17 protein-coding genes are annotated in these 14,794 nt (G+C 40.9%); 10 read left to right on the top strand and 7 right to left on the bottom strand.

Annotated features, from left to right (window positions below; all coding sequences use genetic code 11):
- Positions 1–32 precede the first annotated feature (32 nt).
- Positions 33–335: a hypothetical protein gene (locus tag PY091_RS07870; RefSeq protein ID WP_275649160.1), complete on the top strand. Its 303-nt coding sequence runs from the start codon at positions 33–35 to the stop codon at positions 333–335.
- A gap of 53 nt (positions 336–388) precedes the next feature.
- On the opposite strand, the gene PY091_RS07865 is transcribed toward PY091_RS07870, so the two are convergent.
- From PY091_RS07865 to PY091_RS07850, 4 genes are all read right to left on the bottom strand, one after another.
- A complete protein-coding gene (locus PY091_RS07865) occupies positions 389–2,809 on the bottom strand; it encodes a TonB-dependent receptor (RefSeq protein ID WP_275649159.1) in 2,421 nt (806 codons plus the stop codon).
- Between the two features lies 1 nt (position 2,810).
- Positions 2,811–3,530 (bottom strand): DNA repair protein RecO, encoded by a 720-nt coding sequence (gene recO, locus PY091_RS07860; RefSeq protein ID WP_275649158.1) that lies wholly within the window; start codon positions 3,528–3,530, stop codon positions 2,811–2,813.
- A gap of 90 nt (positions 3,531–3,620) precedes the next feature.
- Positions 3,621–4,964 carry an NADP-specific glutamate dehydrogenase gene (gene gdhA, locus PY091_RS07855; RefSeq protein WP_275649157.1) on the bottom strand — a complete coding sequence of 448 codons (1,344 nt, stop codon included), beginning with the start codon at positions 4,962–4,964 and terminating at the stop codon, positions 3,621–3,623.
- A 130-nt stretch (positions 4,965–5,094) separates the two neighbouring features.
- On the bottom strand, positions 5,095–6,249 hold the full coding sequence (locus PY091_RS07850) for a cystathionine gamma-synthase (RefSeq protein ID WP_275649156.1): 1,155 nt from the start codon (positions 6,247–6,249) through the stop codon (positions 5,095–5,097).
- Positions 6,250–6,323: 74 nt separating this feature from the next.
- On the opposite strand from PY091_RS07850, the gene PY091_RS07845 reads away from it, so the two are divergent.
- Complete coding sequence (locus PY091_RS07845; protein WP_275649155.1) at positions 6,324–7,064, top strand: DUF3298 and DUF4163 domain-containing protein; 741 nt, start codon at positions 6,324–6,326, stop codon at positions 7,062–7,064.
- Positions 7,065–7,073: 9 nt separating this feature from the next.
- Here PY091_RS07845 and PY091_RS07840 read toward each other — a convergent pair whose 3' ends face one another.
- Positions 7,074–7,625, bottom strand: coding sequence for a conjugal transfer protein TraO (locus PY091_RS07840; protein ID WP_275649154.1), 552 nt, complete (start codon positions 7,623–7,625; stop codon positions 7,074–7,076).
- Positions 7,626–7,743: 118 nt separating this feature from the next.
- On the bottom strand, positions 7,744–8,208 hold the full coding sequence (locus PY091_RS07835; RefSeq protein WP_275649153.1) for a DinB family protein: 465 nt from the start codon (positions 8,206–8,208) through the stop codon (positions 7,744–7,746).
- A gap of 176 nt (positions 8,209–8,384) precedes the next feature.
- Here PY091_RS07835 and PY091_RS07830 point away from each other — a divergent pair, with 176 nt between their 5' ends.
- From PY091_RS07830 to PY091_RS07815, 4 genes are all read left to right on the top strand, one after another.
- Positions 8,385–8,735, top strand: coding sequence for an arsenate reductase family protein (locus PY091_RS07830; RefSeq protein ID WP_275649152.1), 351 nt, complete (start codon positions 8,385–8,387; stop codon positions 8,733–8,735).
- A complete protein-coding gene (locus PY091_RS07825) occupies positions 8,735–9,625 on the top strand; it encodes a DMT family transporter (protein WP_275649151.1) in 891 nt (296 codons plus the stop codon). Before PY091_RS07830 ends, PY091_RS07825 begins: the two co-directional genes overlap by 1 nt.
- Positions 9,626–9,736: 111 nt before the next feature.
- A complete protein-coding gene (locus tag PY091_RS07820; protein WP_275649150.1) occupies positions 9,737–10,105 on the top strand; it encodes a hypothetical protein in 369 nt (122 codons plus the stop codon).
- Positions 10,106–10,138: 33 nt separating this feature from the next.
- Entirely contained in the window at positions 10,139–10,756 is a 618-nt protein-coding gene (locus PY091_RS07815) for an SMI1/KNR4 family protein (RefSeq protein ID WP_275649149.1), read from the top strand.
- 38 nt (positions 10,757–10,794) lie between these two features.
- Here PY091_RS07815 and PY091_RS07810 read toward each other — a convergent pair whose 3' ends face one another.
- On the bottom strand, positions 10,795–11,277 hold the full coding sequence (locus PY091_RS07810; protein ID WP_275649148.1) for an acyl-CoA thioesterase: 483 nt from the start codon (positions 11,275–11,277) through the stop codon (positions 10,795–10,797).
- A 117-nt stretch (positions 11,278–11,394) separates the two neighbouring features.
- On the opposite strand from PY091_RS07810, the gene PY091_RS07805 reads away from it, so the two are divergent.
- The 4 genes from PY091_RS07805 (at position 11,395) to PY091_RS07790 (ending at position 14,721) form a co-directional block, all read left to right on the top strand.
- On the top strand, positions 11,395–12,369 hold the full coding sequence (locus PY091_RS07805; protein ID WP_275649147.1) for an NAD(P)H-dependent flavin oxidoreductase: 975 nt from the start codon (positions 11,395–11,397) through the stop codon (positions 12,367–12,369).
- A 6-nt stretch (positions 12,370–12,375) separates the two neighbouring features.
- Positions 12,376–13,335 carry a YheT family hydrolase gene (locus PY091_RS07800; protein ID WP_275649146.1) on the top strand — a complete coding sequence of 320 codons (960 nt, stop codon included), beginning with the start codon at positions 12,376–12,378 and terminating at the stop codon, positions 13,333–13,335.
- A gap of 116 nt (positions 13,336–13,451) precedes the next feature.
- Positions 13,452–13,931: a c-type cytochrome gene (locus PY091_RS07795; RefSeq protein ID WP_275649145.1), complete on the top strand. Its 480-nt coding sequence runs from the start codon at positions 13,452–13,454 to the stop codon at positions 13,929–13,931.
- Between the two features lie 82 nt (positions 13,932–14,013).
- Complete coding sequence (locus PY091_RS07790; protein ID WP_275649144.1) at positions 14,014–14,721, top strand: membrane or secreted protein; 708 nt, start codon at positions 14,014–14,016, stop codon at positions 14,719–14,721.
- Positions 14,722–14,794 lie beyond the last annotated feature (73 nt).

The raw sequence follows: 14,794 nt of genomic DNA, 5'->3' as shown, positions 1-14,794 counted from the left end.
TCAATCATCTATAACACTAAACCATTATTGATATGAAAAAAGTACTGATTGCCGCAATCGCTCTTTTATTTTCGGTTACTGCATTGACCTCTTGCAGAGACACAAAGGACAAAGCAAAAGATGCTACAGAGGAGGCTGCAAAATCCCTTGAAGAAGCTGGCGAAGACCTAAAAGATGCAGCAGATGATGCTGCCAAAGCCCTTGAAAAGGCCGGTGAAGATGCCAAGGAAATGGGTGAAAAGGCTTTGGATAGCATTAAAAAAGCAGGTGAGGACCTTAAAGAAGCCGGTGAAGAAATGAAAGAAAGCGCCAAAAAGGCCATTGATAGTATGTAGGTAATTCTTCTGTCGATACAAACAAAGGCCCGGGACAATCCGGGCCTTTGCTCTTAAAATACATACCCCAATCCCAAAACCAAATTGGTGCCAGGGGCCGCGATTCCCGATGAGTACATGCGGTAACGCTGATTGGTCATATTTTCCAGACTTACTGTTGCCTTTAGGGCATTTGTAATCTGATATTGCGATCTAAAATTTAAGGTATACCAAGATGGGGAATACGGATTTCCATTGGAATCACTGGCATACATAAAAGTTTTGCTCTGCTCAGATAATGCCAAGTCATCGTTACTTACTTCCCCATTGTAATTAAGGAACATATCAGCTTTCAACTTTTGATTCTCCCAAACCAAGTGCATATCGCCAAATGTTGGCGCTGCGTGCCTGGAAGGACTATCGGTGCCATCATCGTCCTCTTCAACTCCTTCTGTTAACGTAAGGTTTGAAGTAAAAGAAAGGTGGTCGCTAAAATAGGCCTCCAATCCAAATTCAAAACCGTACACATAGGCCTTTGCGGCATTCTGTATTGCCTGAACATTGCTTGGCTCCCCATTGTATTCAATCTCCGTTTGTCCTCCAAAGGAAAAATCCCTTCGAACTAGGGCATCTACCAAATAGGTATAATAGGTAGCTCCTTTTAAGACCAGCACATCATTAAAATTTTTCCTGATTCCCAACTCACCGTTATAGGCATATTCGGGCTCCAAATCAGGGTTGGGCACTACTACGGAACCAGGTTCAGAATCGAAAATTTTCCCGATATCATCAATATTGGGAGCTCGGAAACCTGTGGACCCGTTCAAGGTAACCTGAAGGTCCGATCTAGGAAACCAGCTAAGTCCCAAACTACCCGTAAGGGCCCCGGTCATTATATCGGCTTCATCAAAAGGAAAGGGATAAAATGTGGTATCGAATGTAGCATCTACCCACACCTGACTATATCTAATACCGGACAACAGGGTAAGGTTTGGTTTAACTTGATACTCTCCATTTATATATCCGGCAAGGGTTTGCCATGTGGCCCCATCTGGATACCTGGATGCCGTTTGCTCTTCTTGATCCGTTTCAATGTTTCGCATACTCCCTTCGGAATTCACTTTATTGAACACATACTCGGTTCCATAATACAGGTTTAGCGCCCCTATTTTTTTGTTCTCAAAATCCAGGTTTACGGACAATGCATCCACTTTTTCACGGGTTGAAAAGAGTTCAACATCCTGGAAACCCCGGTCATGCCTACTTTCTTCAAAAAATTGATATGCAGTTGTCAATTTTACCCCATCGTAGAATTTATTCTTTCCTTTTTTGGTGACTTGGAAATTGCCCATGAACCATTTTTGTGGTCCATAATACCATTCCGCCGAACGCAGTCCCTCACCATCCCTGCTCGGTCTTATCAGTCTATCATATCTTGGATAATTGGAGGTCTCCGAATAGTAAAGGCCCAAATCATAGTTCCAGACATTATTAGGTTTATAGGTGAACTTTTGGAGGAAATTGACCTGATTATAACCGGAGCTGATTTGTTTTTTAGGATCATCGTTGGCTACGATTACATCGGAACCGTCCCGTTGGATCACATAGTTGGGCCGCAGATACGAATCTGGACCGTGCTCACCCATTTTAAGATCATCGAAACTATTATAGGTAAAACTGGTATAGGAAGCCCATTTTTGTTTTCCAAAATTAAAATCCAGATGTGCCGTGTTCTCATTATTGGCAGAAGCATATCTATAATTCACATTTCCCGAGAAGGCCAAACTGTCCGCATATGAAAAATGTGGTTTTTGTGTGTAAAAGTTCATAACGCCCCCAATGGCATCGCTACCATAAATTACAGACCCTGGACCAAAGGTTACTTCCGTTTTTTTGATTGTGAAGGGGTCGATTGAAATTACATTCTGAAGATTTCCTCCCCTAAAAATAGCATTGTTCATGCGGACACCATCAACGGACAACAAAATACGATTGGTTGCAAAACCCCTGATCATAGGACTGCCCCCGCCCAGTTGACTTTTTTGAACAAATACTTTTCCACTGTTCTGCAAAAGGTCTGCCGAAGTCTGGGGGTTGGAAAAGGCGATGTTCCGTGCATCAAAAGTTTCTATTTTTTGTGGTATATGTTTTTTCTGTTGCTCCCATTTGGAAACGGACATTACCACTTCTTGCAATTCTTCTGTTTTTAAATGGAGGTACACCCGGTTTCCCCGTCGTTCAATCTGGGCCTTGGTGGTCGTATAGGGTTCATAACTTATATGTTTGAACGTAATTTTTTCATTCTCCGAAAAAATATCGAGTTCGGTTCTTCCTGCAGCATCGGTCAGAGTCGACTTTGATTGATCTTTATTAAAAATAGCGATGTTGTCCACGGGGATTCCCGTATCTGCATCCAAAACAGTTACCTCTTGGGCATAGAAAGTAAGCGATACAAAAAAAAGAATTAGGGTTAAAGTTGGTTTTAGGCTTTGCATTTTAAGTAAATACTGCATTTAATACTGCGAGCGACTTTGGTTCTCGGAATCCATGTACATGCAACCGATAATAATGGATCATAGTTTTTAAGAGTTCTCGCCTGTTAGACTTAGTTAGTTGGATTGTCTCTAATGCCTCAAAATTCGTGCCTAAAAATTTTTTAAAATTCTCCAGATTTTCCTCTTGGATCAAGGGGTTGAGGGAGGGTGATTTACAGAAGCTTCCTTCCATGAGGTCGAAAAATGGCGAGTTTTGGTATGAGGTGTCTGGGTAAAAGCCCAAATACTTTGTCAAATTGAGCAGAAATAGAATGTGAAAATTGGGAGAAAGTTGATGGACATCCATCCAATGCAGGGCATACTCCAAATAATTGAACAAACTTTCATCCTGCTCTTGTTCTTGAATGCTATTGCCCAGCATTTCCGCAAGAAATAGTACTACGCTGTTCTTTATAACATCGGTGTGCAATGTTTGGTAAGGAATGGACACCTTAACATCGCGAATATTCTCCAAAGTTCCTTTATTCTTGTGGTTGGCCACAATCTCTAGCTGCATTAACGGAAGAAAATACGCTGGTCTTATTTTCGCTTTCTTAGCGGCTAGGACACCCTTTAACAAATATGACTTAACCCCATCCGATTGGGTAAAGGCCCTTACAATAAGACTTGTATCCCCGTACTTTATAGAAGATAGCACAATGGCCTTGGTTGTTATTTGCATGGGTCGAATAAAAAAGCAGTTACCAGAAGTGTAAATGTAACCACTACTTCTGGTAACTGCCAACCAAAAACCATTCTAGATGGTTTGTATTTATATTACCCCTTGGGCCAACATTGCGTCAGCAACCTTTACAAAGCCAGCAATATTAGCTCCTTTTACATAGTTGCAATATCCGTCGTCGTCTTTACCATATTGAATACAGGCATCATGGATTCCGGACATAATCCCCTTTAAACGATCGTCCACTTCCTCACGTGTCCAACTTATACGCAACGAGTTCTGTGACATTTCCAAACCTGAAGTGGCAACACCTCCGGCATTGGACGCTTTTCCTGGAGCAAACAAAATTTTCGCTTCATGGAAAGCATGGATCGCTTCTGGTGTAGAAGGCATGTTTGCACCTTCGGCCACGGCAATACAACCATTTTTGATCAAAGCCTCGGCATCATCTCCATGCAACTCGTTCTGAGTAGCACATGGCAATGCAATATCACAAGCTACTTTCCAAGGAGTTTCACCCTTGTGGAATTCTGCGGATGGATATTTATCGGCATATTCGGAAATTCTTCCGCGCTTGTTGTTTTTCAAGTCCATTACATAGGCCAATTTCTCTTCATCAATTCCATCTTTATCGTGGATGAAACCTCCAGAATCGGATAAGGTCAATACCTTGCCTCCTAATTGCAATACTTTTTCAGCGGCATATTGGGCCACGTTTCCAGAACCTGAAATCACCACATTCTTACCCTCAAAGGATTCACCTTTGGTTTTAAGCATACTATCGGCAAAATAAACGGTTCCATAACCTGTTGCTTCCGGACGGATCAAAGATCCTCCCCAAGAAAGTCCTTTACCTGTCAATACACCGGTAAACTCGTTTCGTATTTTCTTGTACATTCCAAACAAGAAACCAATTTCACGGGCACCCACACCAATATCTCCAGCAGGAACGTCGGTGTTTGGTCCAATGTGGCGACAAAGTTCTGTCATAAATGAATGACAGAAGCGCATGATCTCATCATCGGATTTTCCTTTTGGGTCGAAGTCCGACCCTCCTTTACCGCCGCCCATAGGCAGTGTAGTTAAACTGTTCTTGAAAACTTGCTCAAAAGCAAGGAATTTCAATACACTGGCATTTACGGTCGGGTGAAAACGAAGTCCTCCTTTGTAGGGTCCAATAGCGGAATTCATTTGAATACGATAACCACGGTTTACATGAATCTCTCCATCATCATCCACCCAGGCAACACGGAAAGAAATTAATCGCTCTGGCTCAACCATCCTTAATAGGATGTTCTTGCCATGGTAAATATCATGTTGTACGATATAAGGTATAACGGTTTCGGCTACCTCTTGTACCGCTTGTATAAATTCTGGTTCATGGCCGTTTCTGGCAATGACCTCGTCCATAAACGCTTTTACTTTTGCTTCCATATACGGATTATTATTAGTTATCCCACAGCCCTGGGATATGGGTTATTTTTATTGAATCACCAATTTGACGGCAAAATTATATTATTTCAATAATTTGAATATTTATTTTTTATAAATTTTTCAAAATATTTTAGTTAAGTGCTTGTTCCAGGTCGTCCATCAAATCTTCTACGTCCTCTATGCCCACGCTTAGCCTGATCAGTGCATCCACAATCCTATTTTTCTCACGCTCATCTTTTGGAATACTTCCGTGTGACATACTTGCCGGATGACCTACCAGACTTTCGACACCTCCTAACGATTCTGCAAGGGTAAATATTTTTAAACGCTCTACAAATTGTATCGCATTATCATAACTTCCACCTTTGGGCACGAAAGAAATCATACCTCCAAAACTCTTCATTTGGGCCTTGGCCACTTTGTGATAGGGATGATTTTCAAAGCCTGGCCAATATACTTTATCAATTTTGGGATGATTCTCCAAATATTTTGCAATGATCTGCCCATTTTCGCAATGCCGTTGCATTCTAACATGTAGTGTTTTAATACCCCGCAAAGTCAAGTAGCTGTCCATGGGCCCACAAATGCCACCACTGGATTTTTGAATAAAATATAGTTGCTCGGCCAAACTGTGATCCTTTACGACCAAAGCCCCAACAATAACATCGCTATGTCCGGCCAAGTACTTTGTTGCCGAATGCATCACAATATCAGCTCCTAAATCCAAGGGCCGTTGCAAGTAAGGGGTCGCAAATGTATTGTCCACTGCCAATAAAACATTATGGGTCTTTGTGATCTTTGATACTGCCTTAATATCAACAATGTTCATCATAGGGTTGGTCGGTGTTTCCACCCACACCAATTTTGTTTTGCTGTTGACATGGGATTCAAGCTCCTTCATGTCTTCCATTGGTGAAAACCGAAACTTGATTCCATACTTCTCATACACCCCCTTGAATAAGCGGTAGCTGCCACCGTAAAGATCACTGGTACAGATTACCTCATCTCCAGGTACCAGAAGTTTCATCACGGCATCTATAGCGGCCATTCCGCTACCAAAAGCCAACCCATAACCACCATTTTCCAAACTGGCCAAAGCATTCTCCAAGGCAGTTCTTGTAGGGTTGGCACCTCTGGAATATTCGAACCCTTTGTGCCCACCCGGTGATGACTGTGCATAGGTGGATGTTTGGTATATGGGGGGCATTACTGCGCCATAGGCAGCATCTGGTTTCTGTCCTCCGTGAATAGTTTTACTGTTGAATTTTAACTCTTTTTTGCCCATGTCAAAACTATGTTCGTGCAAATGTATCGTTATCTTTCCGAAGTATTATTTTTGAAGACCCAAAACCTCGATCCATGAATAAATTCTTTGCCGCTCTTTTGGCATTAAGTGTATTGGCCAGCTGCGAAAGTGAGAGCAAGCTTACTTTTGAACCCGTTCAGTTACAAGGTGAAGTTTGTGAAGACTGCCCTAGGATAGACATCAACATAATAACTGCGTTGGACAATACCCCGATTTCCGAAGCTATTAATAGTGCACTGCGAGAAGAAATCATCAGTATTCTATCTTTTTCGGACGACACCAACATCGATACTGCGGATGAAGCTCTTCAGTCCTTTACTGATAGTTTCAAAGAAGTAAAGACCAAATTCGCCGACGAAGTCCAATGGGAGGCAGAGATTGATGGTGACGTGATCTATGAAGATGAAAATATAATCACAATAAAGCTTAACTCATATTCATTTACAGGTGGTGCCCACGGATATGCTTCCACTTCTTACCTGAATTTTGATAAAAGACAGGGCGTTGAACTGGAAAATTGGCAACTTTTTGATGATGTAGACGGGTTTGAGGATTTTGCAGAAACCAAATTCCGAATTCAAGAAAAAATTCCACAAGACGCGAACATCAATGCAACCGGTTTTATGTTCAATGGGGATTCTTTTCACCTACCCAACAATATAGGTTACACCAGCGATGGGCTAAAGTTGATCTATAATCAATATGAAGTGGCCTCTTATGCTGACGGTCCCATAGAGCTGATATTACCTTATAATGAAATCAACCTATACTTGAAAAGAAAGGTAAAGATGTAAGTGTCAATTCTATTTTAAGTAATACCTGAGCCCTGCCCCAAGTAATAATGTGGAATCATTTAAATCACTATTAAAATGATAATACCCATTGATGGGAATAATCAGAGAAAAGCGATCTGAAATAAAAAAATCCATCTCAAAAGATGCATACCCTCCATAAATAAAACTGCTTTCAGCCTCTAGGGCATCAAAGGGAAAGTAGGTGTCTCCATCATTTATATACTTATACCCAACTGATGGTCCCCCTCCAAAATAAAAGAAAACACCACGTGAAGGAGAGGTCAGAATTGTTGTAAAATATCCAATTCCAAGCAAATAATCCTCATATGGAAATTCTACACCAGCATCAGGTTTTTCTTTTGAAGAGGTAGCAGCCAAGGATACTTGTATAAAGTCCGTGGTACTATGATAATGGTTTGCGTTCAACTGTAAACCGTAACCGTCAGTTTTGTATGTCGGCACCAAACCCAAGGAAAGGTTGCCTCGTTGTGCAGATACTTTTTGGTTAGGGAAAATGAGGAGTACCAGCAGTACCCCAAAGCATAAATGGTAGTGTTTCATTTTGACTAAGATTTGGGTTCTTAACTTCTGGCAATCAAATATAACTGATTTTCATGGAGTTATACTTCCTAGTCAATATTTTGATGAAAAAAGGGGATTTTAGCCCTGACCAAAAAAATTATGCTCTCGCCAACGCCTTTTTCAAAGCTAGAATGGCCCCTAGGTGAAGTCCTTCATGAAAAACATTGAAGGATAGGGCATCTTCGGGACTGTTCAACCCTATTTTTGGAGTGGTCATGTATTCCTGAAAATTCTTGAACCTACCATGTTCATAATCGAGCTGAATATGCTTGACCGTACTAAAAAGGTACGCCGATATCTTCTCCATCTCCTTTTCGCTAGGTTCGCCTTCTGGAAAGGTTCCCTTTTTGTACTTGTCAACCAACTCTTCCTCTATGGTAAAATCGAGACCGCTCAATTTATACATCAATAATTGAGGGGTTACCACAACATGTGCAATGTTCCACCAAATATTATTGTTGAAGCCCTCAGGAATCCGGAACAGGTCTTCTTTTGGTGTGTTCTGCAAAAAATCGTGAAGTATTTTCCTGTTCTTGAGAAGTATGTCGAAAGTCTTTTCCATAAAATGGCGATTTGTGTAGCGATGTAAAACTAGCCCTAAAATCTGAAATAACTTTGTTGGAGACCTCTTTATTCCATCAACAAAACACACACCTGATCAAAAAGCTGTTGAATTTACTTGTGCATTAGGCATTTTGATGGATTTTTGGTTTCCTTTGCCCATCCAACACTATACTCATGAAAAAAATATACTATTTGGGCAGTTGCTCAACCTGTAAACGCATACTTAAAGAATTGGAACCACTGGACGGTGTGGAGCTTCAAGAAATAAAGTCAGAACCTATAACACCGGAGCAATTGGACAAAATGGCGGATCTAAGTGGAAGTTACGAATCACTTTTTAGTAGAAGGGCAATGTTGTTTCGACAAAGGGGCCTTCATGAAAAAGAGCTTTCCGAAACTGATTATAAAAACCTGATCCTGGAGCATTATACTTTTTTAAAAAGGCCAGTAATCTTGATGGATGATCAGATTTTTGTTGGCAATTCCAAAAAAACGGTCGAAGCTGCCAAGCAGGCCCTTCATTAATGAGCAAAAGAACCTTAGCAATCCTCGCCGCCATTGGCGCTACGGTCATCTATGGCATTAATCATACCGTGGCAAAAGGGGTTATGCCCGGGCATGTAAAACCGTTTGGATTTATCTTTTTAAGGGTCGCCGGAGCCGCCATTCTTTTTTGGTCCATTTCCTTTTTAGGCCCAAAAGAACGCTTAGAAAAACGGGACTGGGGTCGTATATTGATCTGTGCCATTTTGGGCATGTCCATTAATATGTTGTCCTTTTTTAAAGGTTTACAACTCTCTACACCCATAAACAGTGCCGTTCTTGTTACCATTACCCCAATAATCGTGGTAGTGATCTCTGCCTTGTTCCTAAAAGAGAGAATAACCATAAACAAGGGCTTGGGGGTATTCCTAGGATTCGTGGGGGCCGTAGGACTCATACTTTTTGGTGCAGAGCTACGCCAAGACGCCCCTAACATTCCTCTCGGGAATTTTCTGTTCATAGTGAATGCGACCTCTTATGGTGCTTATTTGGTTGTTGTAAAAAAACTGATTGAAAAGTATCATCCCTTCACTTTAATGAAGTGGTTGTTCACCATTGCCTTCCTTATCAACTTGCCCATAACCCTTCCCGAAGTTTTGGAGATTGAGTGGTCGGCTATGCCCATTTGGGCCTATGCTTCCGTAGCATTCGTGGTTATTGGAACAACATTTTTAACATATCTGTTCAATGTTTTCGCCCTCACACAGCTTAAGGCCTCTTCTGTTGGGGCTTTTGTTTATATGCAACCTTTGGTAGGTATCCTTTTTGCTTTGTTTACGGGAAAAGATGAATTGACCTTGGTCAAAGTGGCTGCAATGACATTTGTTTTGGTTGGGGTATATCTAGCCAGTAAAAAAGTAAAAAAACGATAGCCAATCGTATTAGGGCCTACATCAATTCAAATACGGCATTCATCAATTTTGATGCTTTAAAACAATGTATCACGATTATTTTTAATGAATCTGTTTCTCTAGAGGTTCAATATGGTTTTAATCGGAGTGCTTGTTGGAATTTGTGTTTTTGCCCTATATCTAGCTGCATTCAAGCTACTTTTCAAAGCTTTTAAAATAAACCCCTTACTTCATCTTGTCGGCTTTTACGCAATAATTGAACTGAACAAAGGGATTATTTCCATTGTTCCTAAAAGTTGGCTAGTTAAACAAATCAACACCCCACTAGAAGCGGAAGGTGCTGTCGGATTTTTATTTAGATTGAACGAACCGCAAATGTCCGCCTACGATATAGCCTCTTCAACCCTGATGCTATGCTTCACCCTATTTTTTATTTATAACATAAGTGTCAAAAATCAATTTCGGAAAAAGGTGAGGCAAAAAGACCCCTCAACCAATTAGCAGCTCCTTATAAACACTATAATTCTAATTGTAATGTTCAAAGATCAAATACTCCGAATCCAGCATAAACTGAAATTGGCAAAAGAAAAAGATATCAACTACCAAGTTTTTGGCGCGGGATACCACAAATACGAAATATTCCCTCCATTGACCATTGAAAACGTGGAAGCTTTTGAAAAAGCATTTCAAATTCAACTACCAGAATGTTACAAGGCGTTTGTACTAAATGTTGGTAATGGCGGGGCATCTTTTAGGCATTCCGGTGCAGGACCGTCTTACGGAATTTATCCCCTTGGACAAAGTATTGATGATTTGATTTATGCGGATGTAGAGAAATATTTAAAATACCCATGTGTTTTATATCCTGGCATCACAGAGGACCAATGGACCGAGCTCATCGATATTATGGAAAACGATGAAGATATTTCAGATGAAGAATTCGACGAACTGAACGGAAAACTTTATGGAGGTTTAATGCCTCTAGGTTCACAGGGATGCTCCTTGATTCACGCTCTTGTTTTGAACGGACCCCACAAAGGCAAGGTCGTAAACATGGACCGCGGAGGAGATGCTCTACCCTCTTTTTCCAAAGAAAAAAACTTTTTGGACTGGTACGAAAAATGGCTCGATACTATTATCGACCAAAATTGACTGCGATTACCCTGATATAGCTCGGCTTTCGAAAAAACCTAAAGAATATCGATATCCTTTGGCACTTGAACATGCTTACGGGTATCCTCCTTGGTCAAAACCTTAAAATCTTCAGTCTTTTCCATGGATTCAAATGCCTGAAGAAATTCATCTGGCAAACCTTTCAATTTTCTTTCTTTTAGATCGATCCAAGCTCCCATCATCTCACAACGAGCAAAGTTCTTGCCTTTATGATCGTAAAAATTGTGCCTAAATTCAAAAAATGTCCCGTCCTTGCTCATTCCCACAAACTCCAAGGAAACCCTCACCGGCATACCCGGAAAAGCTTCTTTAAAATAATATACATGCTCATAGAAAACCACCGGGCCAATATTATGGGCAGCCATACTTTTTTGGTTAAAGCCAAGTAGTCCTAAATAGGCCATACGGGTATGACTCATAAAATTGATATAGGCCGAATTGGCCAAGTGTCGATTAGCGTCAGTGTCGCTCCATCTAATCTCAAATTCTTTAAAAAACATAGAAGGTTATTTTGTTATGCATGCATAATAATTGTAAAAATACCATAGTTTTGGTAACTGATTCCAATTCGGAAGAAGAATTGTTCCTATTTTTAAACATAGTTTAACATTGACCCTATGAGCCAAAAAGCTGAATTCATCAAAAATCTATCATTACCGGTAATTGCTGCTCCAATGTTCCTGATATCGGGACCAAAATTGGTAGTGGAATGTTGCAAAAATGGTATTGTGGGCACATTTCCCGCATTAAATCAACGAACCAGCGAAGGTTTTGAGGAATGGTTGATTCAAATAAAGTCGGAATTACAGGCATTTGAAAAGGAAACCGGAAAAAAAGCCGCTCCCTTTGGTGTAAATCTTGTAGTTCATCCGACCAACCCAAGATTGGAAGCAGACGTAAAACTTTGTATGAAACATAAAGTGCCCTTGGTCATCACTTCGTTGGGTGCCGTGAGCCAAGTGGTGAATGCCATACACAGTTATGGCGGTCTTGTATTTCACGATATCATCAAAAAGCGTCATGCAGAAAAAGCCGCCGAAGCTGGCGTAGATGGTCTTATATTGGTATCGGCCGGTGCTGGTGGGCACGGAGGAACCATCAACCCCATGAGCTTGATTGCCGAAGTGAAAAAATTCTTTAACAAGACCATCCTTTTATCAGGATGTATAAGTACGGGCAGGGATGTAGCTTCCGCATTACAAATGGGAGCCGACCTTGCATATATGGGCACACGCTTTATAAATACCGAAGAAAGCAAGGCCACTGAAGAATATCGCAAAATGATCATTGATGCAGGTGCCAGTGATGTGGTTTACACCGCAGCCATATCCGGGGTGCACGCAAACTTTTTGGCCGCAAGCCTAAAGGCCGCAGGTATAACGGAAGAGGATTTGAAAAAGGATACAAAAATTGATTTTGGAAAGGAACTGGATACCGAAGCCAAAGCCTGGAAAACCATTTGGTCCGCGGGGCAAGGAGTAACTACCATTGACAATGTACTTCCGGTATCCGACTTGGTCAACAACCTGAAAGATGAATTTAAAACATCGGTCGAAGAACAGGCTGACCTTTTAAAAACGTTCCCTAAATAATACATAATGCCGAAGGTCAGTTCCAATTACACACCACCACTTCTATTTAGGAACGGTCACTTTGCCACGATTTATTCCGGTATTGTACGTTCGGTAAACGGTGTGGTACAAAACCGTGAAAGGATTGTCCTATCGGATGGCGACTTTTTGGACTTGGACTGGAGCAGGGCCCAAGGCCCCTCTAAAAAATTGGTCGTCCTTTTACACGGACTCGAGGGGGATGCGCAACGCCCCTATATTACAGGGAGCGCCAAAATTCTAAACCAAAACGGATATGATGCCTGTTCAGTGAATTATCGTGGCTGCAGTGGTGAGCCCAACAAGATGTATCGTTCCTACCATTCCGGTGCAACGGAAGATTTGATCGAAGTTTTAGATCATATATGCTCCACAAGACAATACTCCGAGATCTATTTAAAAGGTTTTAGTTTGGGAGGAAATCTGCTACTCAAATATTTGGGGGAAGGAAACAATGTGCCTAAAGAGCTTAAAGGTGCCGTGGCCGTATCGGTACCGTGCAATCTACACGACTCCTGCAAACAATTGCTCAGTCCAAAAAATATTCTTTATGCCATCCGGTTCAAAGGGAATTTGCTGGATAAATTAAAGCAGAAGCAACAAATGTTCCCGGATAAAATTAGCGATGCCGATATAAAACAGATAAAGACCCTCAAGGATTTTGATGACATTTATACCAGTAAGGCTCATGGATTTAAAGATGCCCTTGATTACTATAAAAAGTCCAGTTCATTACAATTTCTCCCTAATATCAAGGTTCCCAGTCTAATTATTAATGCCAAGGACGATTCCTTTCTTGGTCCAGAATGTTATCCGTTCAAAGAAACCGACCACAACCCAGATTTATTTTTGGAAACACCGGAATATGGGGGACATGTTGGATTTTGGGGAAAGAACAACATCACCTATACCGAAAAAAGAGCCCTAAGTTTTTTTGATTCCCTGTAAAACTTCTCCACTTGTACCATCTTGTGAGGGACAAAACAAAAAACGCTCGGATTATTAGTCGCTAATTACCTATCTTAGTGGCTTAGATTACTCAAACAAACTTCAATAGAATCGGAATGAAAAAAATTGTAATGATCTTCGCCCTAGGTGCCTTGATAGCAAGTTGCGGCGGAAAAAAAGAAGAAAAGAAAGATAGTTTTGAAGTAAGCCGTACCAAAACTGAAGATACAAAAGGACAGGCCAAACAAGAAGTTCCCGTTGATTTGGACAATAAAGGAGTTGGACCCATCAGCAACTTGGAATTCCCTGATGAAATCAATGATGAAATGGCTGCCCGCGGAAAAGCAAAATTTGATGCAATCTGTGTAGCCTGCCACATGATCGATCAACGTATGATCGGACCTGCCTTAAAAGGAGTTTATGAAAGAAGAAGCCCAGAGTGGGTAATGAACATGATCTTAAATCCTGATGGAATGTTGAAAGAGGACCCGATTGCTAAAGCATTGTTGAAAGAGTACAATAATGCCATCATGCTCAACCAAAATTTGACGGAAGATGAAGCAAGAGATGTCGCAGAATACCTGAGAACACTCTAACAAACCAACCCTATATATTGAAAAGCTGCTGTTTTGTGATAAAACAGCAGCTTTTTTTTATCTTATACGGAAACTTAAGTCCATGAAACACATCACATTATTACTGCTCTATTGTTTCTGCCTGAATATGGTAAACTCACAACATATTGAAGGTGCTTGGGAAACTACTGAATCAAGTGACGAAGGCTATCAGGTCGAACATATACTTATTATGACTCCCAATTATTTTTCGGAAGCAATTTTTGAAAAAGGAACGGGAAAGTTTCTGGGAACAAAAGGAGGAAGTTACTCCATCAATAAAGATATGCTAGATTTTACCTATGAATATTTCACCAAGGATTCCGAGATAGTGGGAAACACAAAATCTGAAGCATTTGTTCTGAACGGGGACAATCTTGAACTCGGGCATTTAATATGGAACAAGGTAGATAATGGAACACCTGGCGACCTTTTTGGTGCTTGGTTGATATCAGGAAGAAAGCGTGATGGCGAAATCGTTAAACGCGATACCTCTGGACCACGAAAGACCATGAAAATATTATCGGGAACACGCTTTCAATGGATTGCCTTTAATACCGAAACCAAGGAATTTATGGGAACTGGTGGCGGAACCTACACAACGATTGATGGCAAATACACCGAAAATATCGGTTTCTTTTCCAGGGACGATTCCAGAGTGGGAGCAAGTCTGGAATTTAATTATGAATTGAAGGATGGCGATTGGCACCACTCAGGATTGAGCAGTAAAGGAAGTCCCATATACGAGGTCTGGAGCAAAAGACCTCAATAAAGCCTATACTATTTAGCAATTTAACCACCCCAAGGTTTGAGGAAATCATCCATTTTTTAGTATTTTACTGACA

Source organism: Flagellimonas okinawensis, assembly GCF_029194005.1.
GTDB classification, from domain to species: Bacteria; Bacteroidota; Bacteroidia; order Flavobacteriales; family Flavobacteriaceae; genus Flagellimonas; species Flagellimonas okinawensis.
The sequence above is the reverse complement of the archived record's forward strand: the minus strand, read 5'-3'. Positions and strand labels throughout refer to the sequence as shown.

Excerpts from the sequence above, each read along its gene's own strand:
- PY091_RS07870 (WP_275649160.1), top strand. The coding sequence starts at position 33 with ATGAAAAAAGTACTGATTGCCGCAATCGCTCTTTTATTTTCGGTTACT.
- PY091_RS07865 (WP_275649159.1), bottom strand. The coding sequence starts at position 2,809 with ATGCAAAGCCTAAAACCAACTTTAACCCTAATTCTTTTTTTTGTATCG.
- recO (WP_275649158.1), bottom strand. The coding sequence starts at position 3,530 with ATGCAAATAACAACCAAGGCCATTGTGCTATCTTCTATAAAGTACGGG.
- gdhA (WP_275649157.1), bottom strand. The coding sequence starts at position 4,964 with ATGGAAGCAAAAGTAAAAGCGTTTATGGACGAGGTCATTGCCAGAAAC.
- PY091_RS07850 (WP_275649156.1), bottom strand. The coding sequence starts at position 6,249 with ATGGGCAAAAAAGAGTTAAAATTCAACAGTAAAACTATTCACGGAGGA.
- PY091_RS07845 (WP_275649155.1), top strand. The coding sequence starts at position 6,324 with ATGAATAAATTCTTTGCCGCTCTTTTGGCATTAAGTGTATTGGCCAGC.
- PY091_RS07840 (WP_275649154.1), bottom strand. The coding sequence starts at position 7,625 with ATGAAACACTACCATTTATGCTTTGGGGTACTGCTGGTACTCCTCATT.
- PY091_RS07835 (WP_275649153.1), bottom strand. The coding sequence starts at position 8,208 with ATGGAAAAGACTTTCGACATACTTCTCAAGAACAGGAAAATACTTCAC.
- PY091_RS07830 (WP_275649152.1), top strand. The coding sequence starts at position 8,385 with ATGAAAAAAATATACTATTTGGGCAGTTGCTCAACCTGTAAACGCATA.
- PY091_RS07825 (WP_275649151.1), top strand. The coding sequence starts at position 8,735 with ATGAGCAAAAGAACCTTAGCAATCCTCGCCGCCATTGGCGCTACGGTC.
- PY091_RS07820 (WP_275649150.1), top strand. The coding sequence starts at position 9,737 with ATGGTTTTAATCGGAGTGCTTGTTGGAATTTGTGTTTTTGCCCTATAT.
- PY091_RS07815 (WP_275649149.1), top strand. The coding sequence starts at position 10,139 with ATGTTCAAAGATCAAATACTCCGAATCCAGCATAAACTGAAATTGGCA.
- PY091_RS07810 (WP_275649148.1), bottom strand. The coding sequence starts at position 11,277 with ATGTTTTTTAAAGAATTTGAGATTAGATGGAGCGACACTGACGCTAAT.
- PY091_RS07805 (WP_275649147.1), top strand. The coding sequence starts at position 11,395 with ATGAGCCAAAAAGCTGAATTCATCAAAAATCTATCATTACCGGTAATT.
- PY091_RS07800 (WP_275649146.1), top strand. The coding sequence starts at position 12,376 with ATGCCGAAGGTCAGTTCCAATTACACACCACCACTTCTATTTAGGAAC.
- PY091_RS07795 (WP_275649145.1), top strand. The coding sequence starts at position 13,452 with ATGAAAAAAATTGTAATGATCTTCGCCCTAGGTGCCTTGATAGCAAGT.
- PY091_RS07790 (WP_275649144.1), top strand. The coding sequence starts at position 14,014 with ATGAAACACATCACATTATTACTGCTCTATTGTTTCTGCCTGAATATG.